We start from the raw sequence: 20,689 nt of genomic DNA on the forward strand, positions 1-20,689 counted from the left end.
GCATTTACGGTGACGCAGCTTAAACCATTATTTTCCTACAGTCGGTTACTCGCACGCAGCGGGGGGCCGGTTTTTTAATTTCCACCTCCTGTTAATTAAAGGTATAATGAGAGGCAATCAGGGCGAAAGGCCCGATTCATCGATGGATCATTCGTTTCAGGAGGTGACCGGGAAAATGGCGGATAAGGTGATGAAATACATAACGATGCCCTCGCATTGGGGCCGGGAAGTCAGACATAAATACTACTCGCAGGGATCAGATACGCTGGCGGTTGTTTTTCCTGGGAAAAATTATCCGGCGGAGCTTCCTTTACTGCATTATGCGGGAAAGAACGCATTGGAGCACGGTTGCGATCTGCTGCTGCTGGAATATGGTTACCAAAGCGCGCGAACCGAGCTGAAGCGTGAGGAAATGGGAATTATCGAGGAAGAATGCGGGAGGGCGCTCGCATCAGTGCCGGGCTATAAACGACTGCTGTTCATCGGTAAAAGTATCGGCGCGGTCATCGCAGGCAGCCTCGCAGCATCCTCAGATTCCTCTGTAAAGGCGGAGTGTCTGTATCTGACACCATTACGGGATACGGTTCCTTACATCAAACGTTCGGGCGGCACCGTTATATATGGCGGAAGCGACCCTTTGTTCAGCGAGGAGGACGCGGCAGGAATCAGCAATCTAACGAACGTAGCATTGTACAAAATCGACGAAGCCAATCATTCCCTTGAAGTCGGCAGCGTCAACGAGTCTTTAGCCGTTCTTATTGTGGTTAATAATTTAGTACATGAATTTTATCGCGGAGCGCTGGGTTCGTGAGGAGTGAACGCGGTTATGCGGATGGAAATTGAACGGATTGGCTGGGAAATCACGAATAGTTGAAAGGCGGATGACCATGATATTGGAGGCGGCTATGCTGCACATCAAGCAGGGAATGACGGAGGCGTTTGAAGACAGCTTCAAGGAGGCCTCGCCACTCATTTCCTCCATCGATGGCTATTTGGGCCACGAACTGCAAAAATGCTTGGAAGACGATCACAAGTACTTGCTGCTAGTGCGCTGGCGGAATCTTGAGGACCATACGGTAGGATTCAGGGAATCCCCGCAGTATCTGGAGTGGAAGGCGCTGCTTCATCACTACTACAGCCCGTTTCCGGTGGTCGAGCATTTTGCCAACATCGAGCTGAAATAAGCGAAAGACGGAAAAGGAGGCCTTCCCGTGGAAAAGTATATTGCCCTGATTCGCGGCATCAACGTCGGAGGGAATAAGATCGTCAAGATGCAGGATCTGAAGACGATGCTTCAGTCACTCGGGTTTCAGAATGTAAAGACCTATATTCAGAGCGGAAACGTGGTGTTCGATGGCCGGGATACCGGGGATGAGGCGCTTGGGGAAGCCATTGAACAAGGCATTCGCGAGACTTTCGGCTTTGAAGCATCCGTGGTTATCCGCACTGCGAAGGAGCTGGAGGCGGCAATCGCGAACAACCCGTTCGAGCTGACCGAGGCAGAGGAGTTCAAGCGGTTGTATGTTTCTTTTCTGGCCGGAGAGCTTACGGATGAAGCGCTGGAGCGGCTGCGCCCTTATGAGGACGGAGAGGACAAGCTGCGCGTCGTTGGCAAGGAAATGTACATTCTCTATAAAACGAAAGTAGCGATTCACCGCTGTTCAAGGTCCCCCTGGAAAAAATAATGGGCGTGTCCGCCACGTCCCGCAACTGGAACACGGTGAACAAGCTTGCGGCGCTGGCACGAGAAGAATGATATGAAGAAACGTCTTGTTCGTGAGCGCCTGAATTTGGAAAATAATAGACGTCAAAGACCATAAGCTGCTTCCGGCGCTCTGCTGGAGGCAGCTTATTTGCTTTTAAATACAACTATATGTCTTGAAGCGGCAACGAGCATACCGCCCTATCACCCTTAGGGCGGCTGGCAGAGGCGGAAGTTTTCGAAAAATTGCTACGTTTATACATCTTTTTACTCGTAGAACCCTCTCCCTAACTCAATTCCTGCAAATGCGCAGGCACTTAGCATCCAATCTCCCCATAGCGGCGTTCAAGCATTAAATAGATGCACAATCGCATCTATTTCTCTTTTTCTAGGAGAAATTCATCGCGAAGCCTGCAGATTTGCAGGAAATGCAGCCTGCGCTACCTGCGCTGCCTGCGCTGCCTGTTCTGCTGGAACAGACGAGAACAGACAGAACAAAACAAACTAAACGAACAAAACGAACAAAACGAACAAAACGATAGCCTGTTCCCTCTATCCCTTTTCTTCACAAGGATGGACGGTATGGCTTGTCAGCAGCCGATTTGTTCCTTCAGAAAACATTCAGCGGGCATTCATTATGAGTTAAGGTAGGGATGCAATAATACAGTACGGAAGAGGAAGCGGCGGCCTGTAGGCAGCCGGAGAAACAATGAGCGGATGGAGAGTGATTAAGTGAGACTAATTAGGAAGCTGGGTTCCGATCTCGTTCTGGTGGCTATATTGCTGCTTGCGGCATTTCTGTACGGCTACGGGATCTGGAACGACAAGTACGTCAATCTGTACTATACAACTGCGGTGGGAAGCATGCTGCAGAGCTGGCATAATTTCTTCTATGCTTCGCTGGACTCGGCGGGTTCGGTAACGGTGGATAAGCCTCCGGTCGTGTTCTGGATACAGACGCTGTTCGCCTGGATATTCGGCCTGAAGGGCTGGAGCGTTATTCTTCCCCAGGCGCTGGCCGGTGTGGGGTCGGTACTGCTGGTCTATCTGCTGATCAAACCGGCTTTTGGCAAAATGGCGGCCCGTATCGGTGCTCTTGCAATGGCTCTTACGCCGGTGGCGGCGGCCGTCAGCAGAACGAACAATATCGATGCCATGCTCGTGTTCACGCTGCTGCTGGCAACGTGGTTTTTGTTCAGGGGAACCAAGAGCAGCAAGATCGGCAGTCTAATCGCCGCATTCGCCCTAATCGGCGTGGCGTTCAACGAAAAGATGCTTCAGGCTTACATGGTGGTTCCGGCCTTCTATCTCTTTTATTGGCTGGCGTTAAAGATGAACTGGAAGAAAAAAGCGGGCGTGCTGGCCGCATGCACTGCTGTCATGCTGGCCGTCTCCGTATCCTGGGCGGTTATCGTGGATTCGGTCCCGGCCAGCGAGCGCCCTTTTGTCGGCAGCAGCACCACTAACTCGGTCATGAAGCTGGCTTTCGGGTATAACGGCGTATCGCGTCTGACCGGGGACCGGGGCAATGCGGGGCGAGGAAGCTTCCCGCAGGGAATGAACGGAGAGATGCCGTTGTGGAACGGCGGCGAAGGCATGAACGGTGCAATGCCCGGAATGGGCGGCGCCGTGCCGGGGACGAACGGCGGAAATAGTGACGGACAGGACGGCGGAGGCCAGGCGGCCGGAAATCAGAACGGAAATGCTGCGGTCGGACAGAGTACGAATGCGGCATCATCCGGCACGCAGGACGGATCCTCCGCGGACGATGGCCGGCAGAATGGAGGAGTGGGCGGGCAGTTCCCGGGAAACGGAGCGGATGACGGCGGCAGAAGGGAATTCGGACAAATGGGCGGCAACCGCGGCGGGATAGGCGGCGGAGCGGGCGGCATGTTCAATACCGGCACGGCGGGACCGCTGCGGCTGTTCCAATCGGAGCTGTCCGGGCAGGCCAGTTGGCTGCTTCCATTCATCCTGTTGGGCTGCGTTGGCATCTTCTCCGGTCTGCGCAGAAGACATTTTACGCAGAAGCATAAGGAGGCCATCTTCTGGCTGGCTTGGCTGATTCCGGTCGCGGGCTTCTTCAGTATCGCGGGCTTCTTTCATCAATATTATCTCATTATGATGGCTCCGCCGATCGCGGCGCTTACCGGGGCGGGCTTCGTCAAGCTGTGGAGCTTGTACCGCGAGCGTACGGACTGGCTCTCCTGGCTGCTGCCGGCAGCCATTCTGGCAACGGCAGGCTTCGAGTGGTATATTCTCAATCCGTATAAAGAAACCATCGGGGCCGGCTGGTCCATCGGCATTCTGGCCGGTGGCATTGCAGCTGCCGGGCTGCTGGCGCTCTTCAAAATCACCAAGAAGCCGCTGACTCGAATCACGGCAGTTGCCGGACTGCTCGTCCTGCTGATCGGCCCACTCTACTGGTCGCTCACGCCGATTGCCTATGGCCTGAACAGCATGACTCCAGCCGCGGGCCCTGACAGCCGGAGCGGCATGGGCGGCGGAATGAACAGAGCCTTTGGCGGAGGCTCGGGCGAAGGCGGTATGATGGGCATGCCTGACGGCAATATGCCGGACGCAGCGGATACCCAGAGCGGAACGAGTGTCCAGGATGGTGCAAATGCTCAGAATGGTACTGGCGCCCAAAGCGATGACGGCGCACCGGACAGCCGCTTCGGCGGAGGCCAATTCGGTTTCGGTGGCAGCGAGAGCGAGAACGTCAACGAATCGCTGGTCGCTTATCTAAAAGAGCATAATACGGGCCAAGAGTACCTGTTCGCCACTACGAATTACAGCACAGGCGGGCCTTATATCATCGAAGGCAGCAAGGTCGTCATTCTTAACGGCTTCTCAGGCTCTGACGTGGTGTACACGACGGATACCCTTCAGGCGCTGGTAGAGAGCGGCAAGGTTAAATACTTCTATATTTCCGGCGGCGGCATGGGCGGCGGACGTGAGGGGAACTCGGAATTGACGACATGGATCACCGAGCATGGCACGGAAGTCCCATCCTCGGAATGGCAGGGTGCAAGCGGCGGTACAAGCGGCACATTGTACGAGGTTACGCTGAACTGACCGTCAAGAGCCTTGGTTATAACAAGCGGGCGTACTGATAACCTATTGCCGGCGCGCCTGCCACCCTATTTTTAAAAAGGAGGAGCTACTCATGGACTCGAACGTGCGCTATTCCGTAATTATACCGATGTACAACGAGGAAGCGGTTATTCAGGAGACCTACCGGCGGATCAAGAAAGTGATGGGAACGACGGGAGAGACTTATGAGCTGATTTTCGTCAATGACGGCAGCGTCGATAGCTCCGCTCAGTTGATCGAGGAGTACAGTTACTGGGACGAGAGCGTGAAGCTGATCGACCTCTCTCGCAACTTCGGGCATCAGGTAGCGATAACCGCAGGTATGGACTATGCTCTGGGCGATGCCGTTATCATTATCGACGCTGATTTGCAGGACCCGCCAGAGCTGATTTTGCAGATGATTGAGGAGTGGAAGAGCGGCTATGAGGTGGTGTATGCCAAACGCGTGAAGCGCAGCGGTGAGACCCTGTTCAAAAAATGGACGGCAAGCTTGTTCTACCGGGTTCTGGCGTATTCAACCGACATCAACATTCCGGTGGATACGGGGGATTTCCGCCTGATCGACCGGAAGGTATGCGACGAACTGAAACGCCTGCCGGAGAAAAACCGTTTTGTTCGCGGACTGGTCAGTTGGGTGGGCTTTCGCCAGAAGGCGATCGAATACGAGCGCGACGAACGGCTCGCGGGGGAAACAAAATATCCGCTGAAGCGGATGGTTAAGCTTTCGTTGGACGGCATTACCTCTTTTTCGTATAAGCCTTTGAAGCTGGCCGGATACCTTGGTGCGCTGCTGTCAGCGTCGGGTTTTCTGTATCTGCTGTACGTGCTGTATCTCGCGATTTTTACGGATTCGGCGGTTAAGGGCTGGGCTTCGGTCATCGGGATTACCCTTACCTTCAACGGCTTCGTGCTGCTGATGCTCGGAATCATGGGCGAATATATCGGCCGGATCTACGACGAGTCCAAGGGACGTCCGCTGTATATCGTGCAGGAAGTGTACCAGGGGAAAAAGAAGCCGCAGCCGGTCGGACTGCAAACGGCACATTATGAGTCTAAATAATATGATCGAACCTGGTTGAGTAATTTAAATTTTTTATATAATTTTAATAGTTTGTTCATCTTTTCCAGGTACAATGAATGCAACTCCCTTTAGTGAGGTGCATCCCATGAAAACGAAGAAGACCATCTGGATTCCGGCAATCCTGGCAGTTGTGGCAGCACTGCTACTCATGGCTTACTATTATTACTTGTCTCCGTCTCACAGTAGCGGCAAGCCGATAGGCGGCGCTGGGGTAATGCGTCCTCCCAGAGAAGAAGGGCCTGAGGGCGGCGGGAAAATCTTTAAGACGCTCGGCACCATTTCCGTATTCCTCGGAGCATGCAGCTTTTCCTGGTTCTGGTTCAAGAGGAAGCTGAAATCACCGTCGATGCTGATACGGAGAACCGGGAAGCTTTTGCGTTCTGTACACAAGCTGCTTGGCTGGGCGACGCTAACTGTCATTGCAGTTCATGGTATCTATTTTTTGTTTACCAAACCGGAAGACAACAAAATTTACACCGGTCTCGCGGGATTCGTCATTTTGCTGGTAATCGCCGGGTACGGCTTCTTCATTAACAAGGTTCGTAACAAGTGGATGCGTACGGTGCACCGTTCACTTGGGCTGCTCTGGGTTCCCGTACTGCTGCTGCACGCCGGCGGGTCGGTAATCCTAGCAGTCATCGCAAGTCTTGCGGTCTGGGCTCTTGTCCGGGTACTCGAAAGAAAAGGGAAAGAACCCCTGAAACCGTCTAGCCAACACAGTTGAATCGTTGATTATGTAGCGAAGGGCAGTCCCGTAAGTCATGAAAGATGACCTAAGGGGCGGCCCTTTTTGCTATGTGCGGATTGAAGTGGTGGGGAAATAAAACTTTTCCAATTATATCTATCCATTACATTGTATTTCTTGTTTTATAATAGACCATGACGGAAAACACGGAAAGGAACATCCATGCCATGAATAGCAGCATCCGTAACCGCTTATTGGTCATGCTTCTCGTATTTATTATTGTGCCCTATTTCATTTCGGTACTGGCCATCTATTTTCATACCAAAGAAAAGGTAGAGCAGCACGAATATCGGATCAGCGAGGTTCAGCTTCAAAAGGGCAGTGAAGAGCTCGGACAATATTTTCAGGATATGGTCAATTTGCCGTATATTTTATACCTTAATCCCGGGTTATTCCGGATATTCGAAAGAGGCTTTGATAAAGAAATTTACTCGAATCAGCTTGAAGTTGATAAATGGTTTCAAGCCTTTTATCTGATGCGCAGAGAAATTCACCAAGTTCGGTTTTTTATCGTAAAGGACGGGGATTCTTTTACCGTTTACGATGCTAAGGTGAGTGCCCGCAAGAAGCAGCCTGATTTATCGGAAAGTCCTCCCATTCGGCACTTGATTAAATCCGACTCCAATTTTTTGATTGAACCGCCGCATTTGATCCGGAATTATAATGGTTCTGCCGTTATGCCAATGTCGGATCGGACGTTGGTGATGACGATACATCATAAAATCAAAAATATACTCTCCAACGAATTTTTAGGGGTCGTCACCATGGATATCGACTTAAGCCGGTTTTCCACCATTTGCAGCCGATTTCTGAAGGAAGGCGAATTGGTATTACTTACGGATGAGAATGGGACCATCGTCTATTCAACCGATCAAACGCTGATGGGGAAACCTTGGAAGATCGGTTCCGGATTGTCTTTAACAAGTGGAAGATCAGGCGATATTACGATGTCCAAGCCGCTTCCGGGTGAGTTTAAGGATTGGCATTTGGTCAAGGTGACTTCAAGCGGCAACTTATACCGCGATGTACGGCAAACGGCGTATATTAGCGCCTTTTTTGGTGTGGTTGTCGTGATTTTGGGGCTTATTATGATTCATTTTATTTCCAATAAGATCACTCGTCCTATTCAGTTGTTAAGCAAAAAAGTCCGAAAGATTGAAGGAGGGCATACGAATATTTGGTTTAATGATACCGGCCGTGACGAAATCGGTCATTTGGAGAGGCACATCAAGGATATGATGGAACGAATCAACCTGTACATTGATAGAGAATATCGGCTGGAACTTGAGAACAAAACGAACCAATACCGAGCGATTCAATCTCAAATCAACCCGCATTTTCTACATAATGCTTTGCAATCCATCGGTGCGGTTGCCCTTCGTTCCCAAACTCCGCAAATTTATCAATTGGTGACTTCCTTGTCGAAAATGATGCGGTATACGATCCGAATGGACAATTGGGCTTCGATTCGTAATGAAGTGGACTATGTGAAAGCATATTTAGATCTGCAAAAAGAACGGTTTCGGGTAGAATTACGCCACTCCATCTTGGTAGAAGATTCCATAATGGACATGTCGGTCCCGGTCATGATTTTACAGCCTCTCGTTGAAAACTTCTTTAAGCATTGTTTTGAAGAAGGGCATTATGGTTCGCATCTCAGCATTCGGGGATGGCTTCAAGAAGGGGATGTGAAACTTGTTGTGGAAAATGATGGCCCCGGCTTGTCCCTCGAAGAGTTGAACGAATTGAGAAGGAAATTGTACGCAGTCGGCCACGACGCAGCATCACCTAATAACCGGATCGGTCTGAAAAATATACATGATCGGTTAATATTGAACTACGGTTCTTGCGGAGGCCTGAAGGTGGATTCGAATCCCGGCGGAGGATTTACCGTCCTTATTACAATTCCAACCCAATCAAAGGAGGACGATAATCATGAAAGCTCTTCTTGTGGATGATGAGTTCAATGTGCGTGATGTGATTCGGTATTTGGGACAATGGGATCAACTGGGCGTGACGGAAATTTGGGAAGCCGGCAACGGGGAAGAGGCCCAAACCATTATTGAAAGGGAGCGGCCCGAAATTATATTTGCCGACATCAAAATGCCCAAAGTCACCGGTATACAGCTTTTGGAGTGGCTAAACCAGCAAGCTTATACCGGAAAAGTAATTATTGTCTCGGGGTATGATGACTATTCTTATATGCGCAAAGCCATACAATGCTCCAGCTTTGATTATTTATTGAAGCCTGTTGAAGCAGATGCCTTAAATACGGTCTTGGAGAGCGCCATATTTGCCTGGAAACGTGAGGAAGCCGAACGGCGAAGCGACTCCGTCGTTGCCCAAGAGGCCGAAAGGCTGCGCAGGAACCGGTTAATTACGGCAGCCTGTGAAGAAGAGCCTTGGAATGGGGAGGATCTGGCGGGGTACCTTCCGAAGGCGGATGCCTATGATCTGACCCTGGTCTATTTTTACCATACTCACAGCGCCGATACTTACATCAATCTGCTCGCTGAGGAGATGATGAGTCAGGAGTGGGGCAATGCGTTTGTTCCGCAAAACGATGATTGCATAGGTCTTGTGATCAGCTCGCGCGGCAGCAAGCTCTCTATAGAGCAATGGATTTCAAACCACTTTGATATTCCGGTACGGCTGGTTAGCGGCGGCCCGTTAACATCCTTACAAGATCTGCCGAGTGCTTATCAATCGGCCAAAAAAGCGATGGAGCTGCAGAATTTCAGGACCATTCATCGTCTAAGCGATTTAGATGACGCACGGCGGATGGATGACATCGTCTCCTATTTGGAGGAGCACTATACAGAGGAACTTTCTTTGGATAAGTTAGCCAATCGTTTCTTTCTAAGCCGGGAGCATATTTGCCGCCGGTTTAAACAAGAGCAGGGGATCAACCTATCCAATTATTTAATTCAATTAAGAATTGAACAAGCCAGACGATGGCTTAGTCAAACGGAAGAAAGAATTTACTCGATTGCAGTGAACCTGGGGTATCAAAATGAAAAGTATTTTTCAAAATTATTCAAGAAAGAAGTGGGTATGACGCCGGCCCAATACCGCGGTCTTTACGGAAACCAAAATAAAAGGAAAGGAGGGGAGATTTGTGAAAAAAGCTATGAAAATAATGTTGACAGGGATGATGGTCGTATCGCTTGCGGCGTGCGGGGAAAAGAATGAGGAAGGGCAAACCAGTCAAACAAAAGTTCATAAGATCGTTTTGAGCGTATTAAATCCCAAGGTGGAGATTGCCACCCAGTTTGAGCAGCTGGTGAAAGAATACGAGAAGGAATACCCGGATGTGGATATTCAAATTCGGACGGTCGGCGGGGGCGCTGATGATCGTGCGATGCTGATGACCCAATTTGCTGCCGGGAAAGGTCCGGATATTTATACGAACGGCGGATATGAGGAAGCCAAACTATGGAAAGAGTACTTGGAGGATTTGTCCGATCAGCCTTGGATCCGAAATGCGTATAATTACGCGTTGGAACCGATGGAAATGGACGGTAAAATCTACGGCATGCCGATGAATGTGGAGGGCTACGGTTTTATTTACAATAAAGATTTGTTTGCGAAAGCGGGTATTAGGGAAACACCGAGAACACTGAGCGAATTGAAAGATGTTTCAGAAAAACTTAGGGCCATGAATATCACTCCTTTCTCGATCGGGTACGCGGAAAAATGGATCCTTGGTGTGATTATGTTAAACATCGCATTTGCGCAACAGGACAACCCTGATGCTTTTATTAAGGGATTGACGGACGGAACACAAAAGTTTGAAGGAAACGAACCATTTACAGGGCTGCTCCAACTGCTTGATCTAACCGTACAATATGGCAGCAAGAATCCGCTGACTATAGACTACAATACGGCAGTCACCGGCTTTGCAACGGGTAAAACAGCGATGATCCAACAAGGAAACTGGGTACAGCCGATGTTGGACAAGATCTCACCGAACATGAACATAGGATTCTTCCCGATGCCGATCAGCGACAATGCGGCGAAAAACGATGCACTCGCGATCGGTATTCCCAACAATTGGGTCGTAAACGAAAAAACAACCGATGTGAAGAAAGCGGAGGCTAAAAAGTTCTTAAACTGGATGGTTTCTTCGGAACAAGGCAAAAGATTTATGACCGAACAATTTAAGTTTATTCCCGCCTTTTCCAATATAGAGATCAAAAATCCGGATCCCCTTGCCGCTGATATTATCAAATACGTAAAGATAGGCAAAACATTATCATGGAACTGGTTCAAATACCCTGCCGGAGTGAGTGATGAGTTTGGGCCTGCCATGCAAGCTTATATCAATAAACAAATGAACAGGGATGAGCTTCTGCAGGAATTCCAAAAATCGTGGAACAGGTATTCGGAAAAATAAGTTGAAATGGGCTGAGAATCAACAAATTCTTAAGCCTTTTTTATTTGTGAAATAATACCATATCAAGCATAAAGTTGGGTTCCCTTATCCAAGACCTATATTTATATTGATGCCAGCTTCACTTGTTCGCATGGAGGTTAAAAGCCTTGATTTCGCATTCATATTGGTCCTTTTGCCGGATGATTTGTGGTGTCCATTTAGAGGGCAATATCAATTTAGATACGTCCCGCCGCTCCTGCACCCGGCGCTGGCTATTTGAGTCCTTGTCGCTATTGCTCGAAATCCGCTCGTTAACCTAACATGGAACATGAAATCGAAATAAATATATTCGCTTGAGCAGAGAGGGGGAGAGCATAGGAAGGGCAAAGCATGACCAATTCATTGACAAGGAGAGAAACCTAATGAAACGAAAAAGAACGAAAAAAGCGGTAACCGCATTATTAGCAACTGCTGTTCTACTTTCAGGCAATGCCGTTTCACAGCTCTATCTCGCTCAACCTGCATTTGCGGATGATTTGGTTTTCCCGGTAGAAGCATTTAGACCAACTCCTGACAGGCCTCTTGACAAAAACCAACTGCAACAACCAATGACGGTGCAAAGCTTCGAGCAGCTGGACAATGGCGTAAAGCTTAATTTAGGCGAGCAGGAAGCTTACGTACGGATGCTTACATCCGATGTGGCTAAAGTATCGCTCTTGAACAAAGGCGACAAAGAATACACCTCTGTGGGGATCGCCAAAACGGATTGGCCCGCTCCTAAATTCAAAGTGAAGGAAGACGATAAGGGAATCGTTATTACAACCGACAGCTTGACCGTGGACATCAAGAAAAGCCCGTTTGGAATCAAATATATGGATAAAGACGGAAACGTCATTAACGAGGATGGGGAGCAAGGGATAGGTTACGAAAACGGGAAGCCTTACGTGTTCAAAAAGACCGATAACAACGAGAATTTCTACGGTTTGGGCGAGAAAACCGACGGGTTGAACAAACGCGGCAAGGAAGAAGGCATATGGCATCAGGACCCGTTTCCGTATGAGTCGAAATACATTTACCAATCCGTTCCGTTCTTTATCGGGTTGAAAGATAAAAAGGCGTACGGCATTTTATTCGATAATACGTATCGCACTTATTATAACTTTGCGAAGGAAAGTGACGATTACTATTACTTCTACGCCGACGGCGGCAAACTGACCTATTATTTCTTCAATGGACCGCAGATTAAAGACGTCGTAGACCGTTATACCGATTTGACCGGTAAAATCCCCCTGCCGCCTGAATGGTCTTTGGGCTTCCATCAATCGAGCTGGGCTTATTCCCAAAACGACATGGAGGAAGTAGCCGCAGGGTACCGTGAAAAGAAAATTCCGGCGGATGGATTGTTTTTTGACATCGAATATATGGACGACTATAAAGCCTTTACTTGGGGGAAGAAAGTTCCCGACCCTGCAGGGCTGGGCAAGCGTATGGAAGAGATGGGCTTCCATCAAGTGAATATCTTCGATCCGGCGATCAGGGCTTTGCCAGGCTACAGTGTCTATGATGAAGGGACCGCGAAGGACCTCTGGGTTAAAAATCCCGATGGAACCGACTTCCTTGGCAAGCTTTGGCCTTGGGACCCGTCTGCTCCGCCTTCCTCCGTGTATCCAAATTTCCTGAAAAAGGAAACTCGCGACTGGTGGTCCAAGCAGTACAAACCGTTTTTTGACACAGGCATAGACGGCATTTGGAACGACGTGAACGAACCGGTCAGTTTTATAGCCAAAGACCACTGGACGCTGCCGCTTGACGCTGTCTTTGAAGATGACAACGGCGTTAAGCATACGCATGAAGAGATTCACAATACGTATGCGCATATGGAGGAGGAAGCGTCTTACAACGCATTCAAATACCTCAAACCGAACGTCCGTCCGTTTGTGTTGACTCGTGCCGGATATACGGGAACGCAGCGTTACGCTGCAACCTGGACCGGTGATAACCACAGCACTTGGGAACATCTCAGAATGTCGATTCCAATGAATGCGAATGTCGGATTGGCTGGTCACCCGTTTGTCGGCAATGACATCGGCGGATTCACCAAAAATAAACAATTGGGCGAAATATGCACACCGGAATTGTTTGCACGCTGGCTTGAGCTTGGCGCCTTCCTGCCGTTCTCTCGGGACCACTACAATAATGACGGTGACAGCCCATCGGTTAAGCAAAACATTAATAGACAAGAACCGTGGCAATTCGGTAAGGAAGTTGAGGATATCAGCCGTAAGTATATTTCCATGCGGTATGAATTGATGCCTTATCTGCAAAACGCGTTCAAACAAGCGCATGAAACCGGAAATCTGATTCAGCAGCCGCTCGTATTCCAGTTCCAGGATGACCCGAACACCTATAATAACGAAGATCAATTCATGTTCGGCGATTCTCTGATGATTGCACCGGTTGTGGAGAAGGGCGCAACGTCACGCAGCGTGTATCTGCCAGCCGGCGTAAAATGGATCGACTACTGGACCGGCGAAGAGTTTGAGGGCGGCCAAACGATCACAAAACAAGCTGATCTCGGCACGCTTCCGATTTACGTGAAGCAAAACTCAGTAATCCCGAGCCGTGAAGTCCAGCAGTATGCCGGCGAGAAAAAGCTGACGAATCTGATTCTCGACACCTATCTTAACGGCAATGCTTCCTACAGCTACTATCAGGATGATGCGACTACAGAGGATTACACGAGAGGCGAATTCAACGTAACCGACTTCCATGTGGAAAACAAAGGAAACCACGTCGAATTCGAACAGGACAAAAAAGTTCAGAATTACGCTTCCGACATTCAGTCCTACACGCTGAAGCTTCATAATGCTGTAGAACCGAAGAAAGTACAAGCCGCTAACAACAAGTATGCCGAAGCAGGCAGCATGGAAGAAATGAATGGGCAAGAAAGAGCTTACTACTTCGATGCGAATGAACATGTGCTGTATGTCAAAATTCCGGTAAACGAGAAACAGAAAGTGAAGATTCAAACACAAGACGATGTAGATGGAAGCAAATAATACCGCTGCCGGAACTGCCAACTATCAATTACCGGGTTGGAGACTCTTGTCTCCAACCCGTGTTTACAAAGTCATTATGAAGGAGAGAAACCAAATGAAGCCGAAGAAGAAATGGGTGCCATTAATTTTAGCAGGTGCAGTCCTTCTCTCAGGTAATGCTCTTTCCCAGCTTTATTCTCCCCAAACCGCCTATGCGGAAGTACAGCAGCCGGCTCCCGATACGCCTTTGGATAAAAACAAGCTGCAGCAGCCGATGGCCGTGCAAAGCGTCCGGCAGCTAGACAATGGCGTAAAGCTTGATTTGGGCGAAGAAGAAGCTTATATACGTTTGCTCACTTCCGATATGGCCAAGGTGTCGATCTTAAACAAAGGCGAGGAAGAGTTTGTCTCTCCAGGGATTGCTAAGACGGATTGGGGAGCTCCCAAATTCAAAGTGAAGGAAGACGACAAGAGAATCGTCATCACTACCGACAGCTTAACGGTAGACATCAATAAAAGCCCGTTCGGAATCAAATATCTGGATAAGAACGGGAACGTAATTAATGAAGACGACATTAAAGGGTCTGGTTATGAAGACGGAAAGCCATACGTGTTCAAGAAAACGGACAAGACCGAAAACTTTTACGGTTTCGGCGAGCAAACCGGCGGTTTGAACAAACGGGGCTACGATATCGGTATGTGGAACACGGATGCCTACTCCTATACGAAAGAAACGAAATATGTGTATGCCACCATTCCGTTTTTTATCGGTTTAAAGGATCAAAAGGCCTACGGTCTCTTCTTCGATAATACGTACCGTTCTCATTTCAATATGGCTAAGGAAAGCGACGATTACTATTATTATTACGCCGATGGCGGCAAGCTGACCTATTATTTCATCAACGGTCCGGAAATCAAAGATGTTGTTGACCGGTATACCAATCTGACCGGCAAGATCAATCTGCCGCCGGAATGGTCCCTCGGTTTTCAGCAAAGTAAATGGGGTTACTGGCAGGATGACATTGTTCGGGTGGCGAAAACGTTCCGGGAAAAGCAAATTCCCGCTGATGCGATGTACGCGGATATCGATTATATGAATGAATACCGCGTATTTACCTGGGGACCGAAGTATTCCGATCCGGACAAGCTGAAGACTGATATGGACAACCTGAATTTTAAGTATGTTACGATCAACGATCCGGGTGTCAAAGTTGACGAAAGTTTCGATACCTATCAGGAAGGAACCAAGAACAACTTCTGGGTTAAAAATGCCGACGGCAGCCCCTATGTCGGTTATGTATGGCCGGGCGATTCTGTTTTCCCGAACTTCCTGAAAACGGATGTCCGCGACTGGTGGGCGAAAAAGCATAAAGCGCTGTTTGACAAAGGCGTATCCGGCATTTGGAATGACATGAACGAACCGGCCGTATTTGGCGGTCCGGGATGGTCCATGCCGCTGGATACCGTCTATGAGGCCGATGACGGAAGTAAGAAACAGAACAAAGAGATTCATAATATTTTTGGCCATCTGGAAAATGAAGCGACGTATAAAGGATTCAAAGTGAACAAGCCGAACGTTCGCCCGTTCGTGCTTACACGGTCTGCGTATGCGGGAACCCAGCGTTACGCCGCCATCTGGACCGGAGATAATACCAGCAACTGGGATCATCTTCGCATGACGATTCCGATGAACTCGAATCTCGGATTGTCCGGCGCAGCGTTTGTCGGCAACGACATCGGCGGCTTTGCAAAACCGACTTCGCAGGACGTACCGACGCCGGAACTGTTTGCCCGCTGGATTGAGGTCGGTGCCTTTGTGCCTTTCTCCCGCGACCATTACAGCTGGGATAAGGAGCAGGAGCCGTGGGCATTCGGCAAGGAAGTAGAGGACATCAGCCGGAAATACATTTCCTTGCGCTACGAATTGCTGCCTTACCTGTACAACCAGTTCAAACGTGCGCAGGAAAGCGGGCAGCCTGTACAGCAGCCGCTCGTGTACCATTTTCAGCATGACCCAAATACCTATAACAACGATGATCAGTACATGTTCGGCGATTCGCTAATGATCGCACCTGTAGTGAATCAAGGAGCAACGTCCCGCAGCGTTTATCTGCCGGCGGACGCGAAATGGGTCGACTACTGGACTGGCGAAGAGTTTGAAGGCGGCCAAACGATCACGAAGCAAGCCGATCTCGGCACGCTTCCGATCTATGTGAAGCAAGATTCGATCATCCCAAGGCGGGAAGTACAGCAGTACACCGGCGAGAAAAAGCTGACGAATCTGATTCTTGACACTTACCTTGCAGGCCAAGCCTCCTACAGCTTCTATGAAGACGATGCAAATACAGAGGATTACACGAGAGGCGAATTCAACGTTACCGACTTCCATGTGGAGCGGAAAGGAAACCACATTGAATTCGAGCAGGACAAACAGACGCAAAATTACGCATCTGATATCCAGTTCTACACGCTGAAGCTGCATGATGCCAAAGAGCCGAACAAAGTGCAGGCGGCTGAGAACAAATACGGCAAAGCAAGCAGCCTTGACGAACTGAACCAACAAGAAAGAGGTTATTACTTCGATGCGGCAGCGAAAGTTCTGTATGTTAAAATTCCTGCAAACGAAAGCCACAAAGTAAAAATCGATTAATCGACTATCAACGTTCAATGAAATGAAAAACGGGTTGGAGACATTGTCGCTCCAACCCGTTTTTTTATGTTACGGCCAGCTTTGGCAGCGAAAGGGCTTGGTGGATCTTCCGGCCTTTTTCACACAACCAGATGCCGCTTTTTCTCCGCAAGCTCTATCCTCACTTCAACTCTCAATCTACTCAAGAGTGCCGTTCTGAAACCAAGCTGAATATCAAACGGCTTATCTTAAGTAGAGCGGAGCGGTTAATTCACGCTGGCGGTCGGTCTGACAATAATCTCATTCACATCAACCTCGGCAGGCTGCTCCATGGCATACAGAATGGAACGTGCAATAGCGGACGCCGGAATGGAAATCCGGCGGTACTCCTTCATGGCCTGGCGGGCTTCCTCATCCGAAATGCTGTCGGCAAGCTCGGATTCCGTAACGCCCGGGGAAATCAGAGTCACACGGATATCGCCGCCAACCTCCAGACGCAGTCCCTCAGAGATGGCCCGTACGGCGTATTTCGTGGCGCAGTACACCGCGGCGGTCGGAGTTACGCTGTATGCCCCAATGGATGCGATATTAATAAACTGGCCGGAGCCCTGCTGCTTCATAACGGGGAGTCCAGCCGCAATACCGTGCAGCACACCGCGGATGTTCACGTCAATCATGCGGTCCCATTCATCCACTTTTAGAGCGTCAAGGAGTGAGAGAGGCATTACGCCCGCGTTGTTTACGATGACGTCCACGCGGCCGAATGTGCTGTTCGCGAAGCGGATGAATTCATCCATCTGCTCCTTTTGGGTTACATCCAGAGCATGATATTCAGCCGTACCTCCTTCGGAACGGATCTCGGAGACGAGAGCTTCCAGCCTGTCTGTCCGTCTTGCTCCCAATACGACATGGGCTCCATGACGGCTAAGCAGACGCGCCGCCGCTTCACCAATCCCGCTGCTTGCCCCTGTAATAACAACAACTTTCCCTTTTATATTTGACATTTGTTGTTCTCTCCTTTTGATTTTATAGTTCTTCACGATAAAAAATCATGCCGGCATGGTAGAGCACACCGTCCCGGAATTCGCCATCGGCGGTGAACCCTGTATCGTCGACATAGTCGATCCGGTTCCCCTTGAGCGTATAGCTGCCTGTGTATGCGCTTTGCCTGTTGCCCCGCGCCTCATCATAACGCCCGTTCGGCAGCAGCTCCTGGCGGATATGCCCGTCTGCGGTAACCCACATGCCAACATAGGATGCATTTTCTTTGCTTATGTTTTTTTCCATCATCTGTCCTCCTTGTGTTATGTTGTTGTTTTATTATGGAGCAACAGCAATTGTATCCGGTAGAAAATTCATGGCAAATGATTGCCTAATCCTCCAAAACTGCTAACACAGAATTAGGCATGGCGTTATAATTGAAGCAGTGCACAGTGAACTTGAAGGAGGGAACACAATGCTTGAATCAGTAGACCTCATCAGTCATAAGCAAGCGGAATTGGCTGAGCTCCTCGATCGCTTCTCCGGGGAAGATGGAATTCACTCCACCGCCATACCATCGCTGTATTGCATTCGCAGCTCGAATGTTACGGAGCCGATATACAGGGTTCATGAACCGGCTCTGTGCATCATCGCCCAGGGGGCAAAGGAACTCATACTTGCACAGGAGAGCTACCGATATGGCCCTTCGGACTATCTTGTAGTTTCGGTGGATTTACCGGTTTCGGGGCAAATTATTGAGGCTTCTTCCGAAGCTCCTTACTTGTGTTTACGGCTTGATTTTGAACCTAATCAGGTGGTGGAAATTATAGAGGAGTCTGGACTTGGGACCGGTACTACGGGCGAGACCAAACGGGGATTATTTGTCAGCCAAACGAATTCTTCTCTTCTGGATGCTGTAATCCGGCTTGTGAGATTACTGGAGACGCCGGAGGATGTTCCGGCGCTTGCGCCGCTTGTGATTCGTGAAATTCTGTACCGGATTTTGAAAGGACAACAGGGGGATGCGTTAAAACAAATCGCCATGACCGGCAGCAGCGCTTACCGGATCGTGAAGGTAATAGAACGGATTAAGAGGAATTATGATCAGTCGCTGCGTATTGAGGAGTTGGCCGAGCTGGTTAATATGAGTGCATCGTCTCTGCATCGGCATTTTAAGGATGTGACGGCCATGAGCCCGCTGCAGTATCAAAAGCAGATCCGTCTGCAGGAAGCGCGCCGCCTCTTGTTATCCGAGTCCGCAGATGCGGCGGATGTCGGATTCCGAGTAGGTTATGAGAGCCCGTCCCAATTCAGCCGAGAATATGCGCGTATGTTCGGGCTTCCGCCAATAGGCGATATGAAGCGCCTGCGCATGTCTGGGGAGCAGCAATCGGTGTGATAACAAAGAAGCGGGCATCCAACGAGGATGCCCTATGTGGGATTACATGCATTTCGACACATTTTCATCGTTCTATGGTGCCCTTATATCTAACCCATATTTTTTTCCGGTTACACTTTTGCGGTCGGACGGATTACAATCTCGTTCACATCAATATCAGCCGGTTGCTCGATCGCGAACCCAATCGCGCGGGCTATCGCGTCCGGTGTCATCGCCAGTTTTGAGCCGGATAGCGTCGAACATTCGGGTTTGAATTTGGGTTTACCCGAATAAAAAGAGGTAAAGAGGCAGCCGTCCCGGCTCGTAATGAAAGCGCTTAAATTTTGATTGCCATCTGCGATATCCCTTGTTATAATGCAGATGAAAAGGTTTCCAAGAATCGCCGGCAAGAAGAAGAAGGCAAGAAGGAAGAGACCTAAATATGAAAGCAACGATCCGAGATGTGGCCCGATTGGCCGGAGTATCCATCAGTACCGTATCCCGGGTGATGAACGCGCCCGAAACCGTCGTAGCCAGCAAAAGGGACCGTGTCCTGGAGGCGATCCGGCAGTTGCAGTACCAGCCGAACGCGTTTGCGCGCGGGCTGATTTACAAGAAGTCGTTCACGCTGGGGCTGCTCATTCCCGACATTGAGAATCTGTATTACGCGGGGATCATCAGGGGCATGCAGGATGCCTGCATCAAGCTGGGATACAGTCTCATGATCTGCAACACGGACCGTGACAAAGAGCGTCTGCTGTCTTACATCGATACGTTCCGCGAAAAGCAGGTCGACGGCATCGTATTCGCCAGCGACAAGCTGCACCCCGAGTATTACGAGAAGCTGGTCGGCTGCCGGATTCCGTTTGTCATGCTGTCCTCCCACTCCGACGAATACGAGATTCCGAGCATCGAGGTGGACGATGAGGCGGCCGCCTACGACGCGGTAAAGTTCCTGATTGAATTGGGACACCGGGAAATCGGGATGATCGGGTTCGGCCACAGCGATTCCATTTCGGGACCTCCGCGGTATGACGGCTTTGTCAAAGCGGTCACGGAATCGGGCCTCGGCCATAACGTAAACAGGGTGAAATATGCGAACCACCGTTTTGAGGACGGTTACCAGGCGGCGCATGAATTGTTCACCGACCATCCCGGACTGACCGCCGTGTTCTGCGTGGCCGACGAGTTCGCGATGGGGACGATTTCTTACCTGAAAGACCGGAATGTGCTGGTGCCGGGGCAGGTATCGGTCATCGGATTCGACAATTTGCGGATGGCGAGCATGTTCATTCCGAAGCTGACGACGATCGCCCAGCCGATCTATCAACTGGGATACCGGGCAGCGGAGAAGCTGCATGAGCTGCTGTCGACCGGAAGCGTGGAGGTTCTCCGGGAGAAAATGCAGCACAAACTGATCGTGCGGGAATCGTCCCGGGAAAAGTGAAGCCGAAGGGTTTCACCTTACATCTTTGAAAACCTTTTCAGAGACAGGTGGAAAGGCTTTTACTAAAGCGGGCTGGCACGAATGACAATTTGAAAACCCTTTCAAGGAGGTGATCCCGCTTATCGGACGGACGGCCGAGGGCAGGCCGGTGCCGGATTGACCGGTTCGAACGGCCGGTCTGAATCGTTCTTCAAACAGTCATTCTCAAAAACTATTA

General features: G+C 49.8%; 15 protein-coding genes and 1 pseudogene. 13 read left to right on the top strand and 3 right to left on the bottom strand.

The window, feature by feature from the left end; all coding sequences use genetic code 11:
- The first annotated feature begins 142 nt into the window (after positions 1-142).
- The 11 genes from KP014_RS06050 to KP014_RS06100 all read left to right on the top strand — a co-directional run bounded on the left by KP014_RS06050 (position 143) and on the right by KP014_RS06100 (position 16,687).
- A complete protein-coding gene (locus tag KP014_RS06050; protein WP_216700467.1) occupies positions 143-811 on the top strand; it encodes an alpha/beta hydrolase in 669 nt (222 codons plus the stop codon).
- 76 nt (positions 812-887) lie between these two features.
- Positions 888-1,184 (top strand): antibiotic biosynthesis monooxygenase family protein, encoded by a 297-nt coding sequence (locus KP014_RS06055; RefSeq protein WP_036595464.1) that lies wholly within the window; start codon positions 888-890, stop codon positions 1,182-1,184.
- A 27-nt stretch (positions 1,185-1,211) separates the two neighbouring features.
- Positions 1,212-1,685: a DUF1697 domain-containing protein gene (locus KP014_RS06060; RefSeq protein ID WP_051500080.1), complete on the top strand. Its 474-nt coding sequence runs from the start codon at positions 1,212-1,214 to the stop codon at positions 1,683-1,685.
- 749 nt (positions 1,686-2,434) lie between these two features.
- Positions 2,435-4,780: an ArnT family glycosyltransferase gene (locus KP014_RS06065; protein ID WP_090834453.1), complete on the top strand. Its 2,346-nt coding sequence runs from the start codon at positions 2,435-2,437 to the stop codon at positions 4,778-4,780.
- A 91-nt stretch (positions 4,781-4,871) separates the two neighbouring features.
- Positions 4,872-5,858, top strand: coding sequence for a glycosyltransferase family 2 protein (locus tag KP014_RS06070; RefSeq protein WP_036594286.1), 987 nt, complete (start codon positions 4,872-4,874; stop codon positions 5,856-5,858).
- A 106-nt stretch (positions 5,859-5,964) separates the two neighbouring features.
- Positions 5,965-6,603, top strand: a complete 639-nt coding sequence (locus KP014_RS06075) for a hypothetical protein (RefSeq protein ID WP_036594284.1) — start codon at positions 5,965-5,967, stop codon at positions 6,601-6,603.
- Positions 6,604-6,791: 188 nt separating this feature from the next.
- Complete coding sequence (locus tag KP014_RS06080) at positions 6,792-8,582, top strand: cache domain-containing sensor histidine kinase (RefSeq protein ID WP_036594282.1); 1,791 nt, start codon at positions 6,792-6,794, stop codon at positions 8,580-8,582.
- Entirely contained in the window at positions 8,560-9,816 is a 1,257-nt protein-coding gene (locus KP014_RS06085; protein ID WP_063619471.1) for a response regulator, read from the top strand. Before KP014_RS06080 ends, KP014_RS06085 begins: the two co-directional genes overlap by 23 nt.
- Positions 9,743-11,020: an ABC transporter substrate-binding protein gene (locus KP014_RS06090; protein ID WP_246590650.1), complete on the top strand. Its 1,278-nt coding sequence runs from the start codon at positions 9,743-9,745 to the stop codon at positions 11,018-11,020. Before KP014_RS06085 ends, KP014_RS06090 begins: the two co-directional genes overlap by 74 nt.
- 401 nt (positions 11,021-11,421) lie before the next feature.
- Entirely contained in the window at positions 11,422-14,058 is a 2,637-nt protein-coding gene (locus tag KP014_RS06095; RefSeq protein ID WP_051499921.1) for a glycoside hydrolase family 31 protein, read from the top strand.
- Between the two features lie 94 nt (positions 14,059-14,152).
- Complete coding sequence (locus KP014_RS06100) at positions 14,153-16,687, top strand: glycoside hydrolase family 31 protein (protein WP_036594280.1); 2,535 nt, start codon at positions 14,153-14,155, stop codon at positions 16,685-16,687.
- Positions 16,688-16,932: 245 nt separating this feature from the next.
- Here KP014_RS06100 and KP014_RS06105 read toward each other — a convergent pair whose 3' ends face one another.
- Positions 16,933-17,670: an SDR family oxidoreductase gene (locus KP014_RS06105; RefSeq protein WP_036594277.1), complete on the bottom strand. Its 738-nt coding sequence runs from the start codon at positions 17,668-17,670 to the stop codon at positions 16,933-16,935.
- 22 nt (positions 17,671-17,692) lie between these two features.
- Positions 17,693-17,953: an Atu4866 domain-containing protein gene (locus KP014_RS06110; protein ID WP_036594274.1), complete on the bottom strand. Its 261-nt coding sequence runs from the start codon at positions 17,951-17,953 to the stop codon at positions 17,693-17,695.
- A 169-nt stretch (positions 17,954-18,122) separates the two neighbouring features.
- Between KP014_RS06110 and KP014_RS06115 the strand changes: the two genes are divergently transcribed.
- Positions 18,123-19,046: an AraC family transcriptional regulator gene (locus tag KP014_RS06115; RefSeq protein WP_036594273.1), complete on the top strand. Its 924-nt coding sequence runs from the start codon at positions 18,123-18,125 to the stop codon at positions 19,044-19,046.
- A gap of 110 nt (positions 19,047-19,156) precedes the next feature.
- Here the strand turns inward: KP014_RS06115 and KP014_RS06120 are convergent.
- Positions 19,157-19,255: pseudogene (locus KP014_RS06120) on the bottom strand (oxidoreductase); the annotation flags it as partial.
- A gap of 212 nt (positions 19,256-19,467) precedes the next feature.
- Here KP014_RS06120 and KP014_RS06125 point away from each other — a divergent pair.
- On the top strand, positions 19,468-20,472 hold the full coding sequence (locus KP014_RS06125) for a LacI family DNA-binding transcriptional regulator (RefSeq protein ID WP_036594269.1): 1,005 nt from the start codon (positions 19,468-19,470) through the stop codon (positions 20,470-20,472).
- Positions 20,473-20,689: the final 217 nt, after the last annotated feature.

The organism is Paenibacillus sophorae (assembly GCF_018966525.1).
GTDB lineage: Bacteria > Bacillota > Bacilli > Paenibacillales > Paenibacillaceae > Paenibacillus_AQ > Paenibacillus_AQ sophorae.

Coding starts and splice junctions, on each gene's coding strand:
- KP014_RS06050 (WP_216700467.1), top strand. CDS start 143: ATGGATCATTCGTTTCAGGAGGTGACCGGGAAAATGGCGGATAAGGTG.
- KP014_RS06055 (WP_036595464.1), top strand. CDS start 888: ATGATATTGGAGGCGGCTATGCTGCACATCAAGCAGGGAATGACGGAG.
- KP014_RS06070 (WP_036594286.1), top strand. CDS start 4,872: ATGGACTCGAACGTGCGCTATTCCGTAATTATACCGATGTACAACGAG.
- KP014_RS06075 (WP_036594284.1), top strand. CDS start 5,965: ATGAAAACGAAGAAGACCATCTGGATTCCGGCAATCCTGGCAGTTGTG.
- KP014_RS06080 (WP_036594282.1), top strand. CDS start 6,792: ATGAATAGCAGCATCCGTAACCGCTTATTGGTCATGCTTCTCGTATTT.
- KP014_RS06085 (WP_063619471.1), top strand. CDS start 8,560: ATGAAAGCTCTTCTTGTGGATGATGAGTTCAATGTGCGTGATGTGATT.
- KP014_RS06095 (WP_051499921.1), top strand. CDS start 11,422: ATGAAACGAAAAAGAACGAAAAAAGCGGTAACCGCATTATTAGCAACT.
- KP014_RS06100 (WP_036594280.1), top strand. CDS start 14,153: ATGAAGCCGAAGAAGAAATGGGTGCCATTAATTTTAGCAGGTGCAGTC.
- KP014_RS06105 (WP_036594277.1), bottom strand. CDS start 17,670: ATGTCAAATATAAAAGGGAAAGTTGTTGTTATTACAGGGGCAAGCAGC.
- KP014_RS06110 (WP_036594274.1), bottom strand. CDS start 17,953: ATGGAAAAAAACATAAGCAAAGAAAATGCATCCTATGTTGGCATGTGG.
- KP014_RS06115 (WP_036594273.1), top strand. CDS start 18,123: ATGCTTGAATCAGTAGACCTCATCAGTCATAAGCAAGCGGAATTGGCT.
- KP014_RS06125 (WP_036594269.1), top strand. CDS start 19,468: ATGAAAGCAACGATCCGAGATGTGGCCCGATTGGCCGGAGTATCCATC.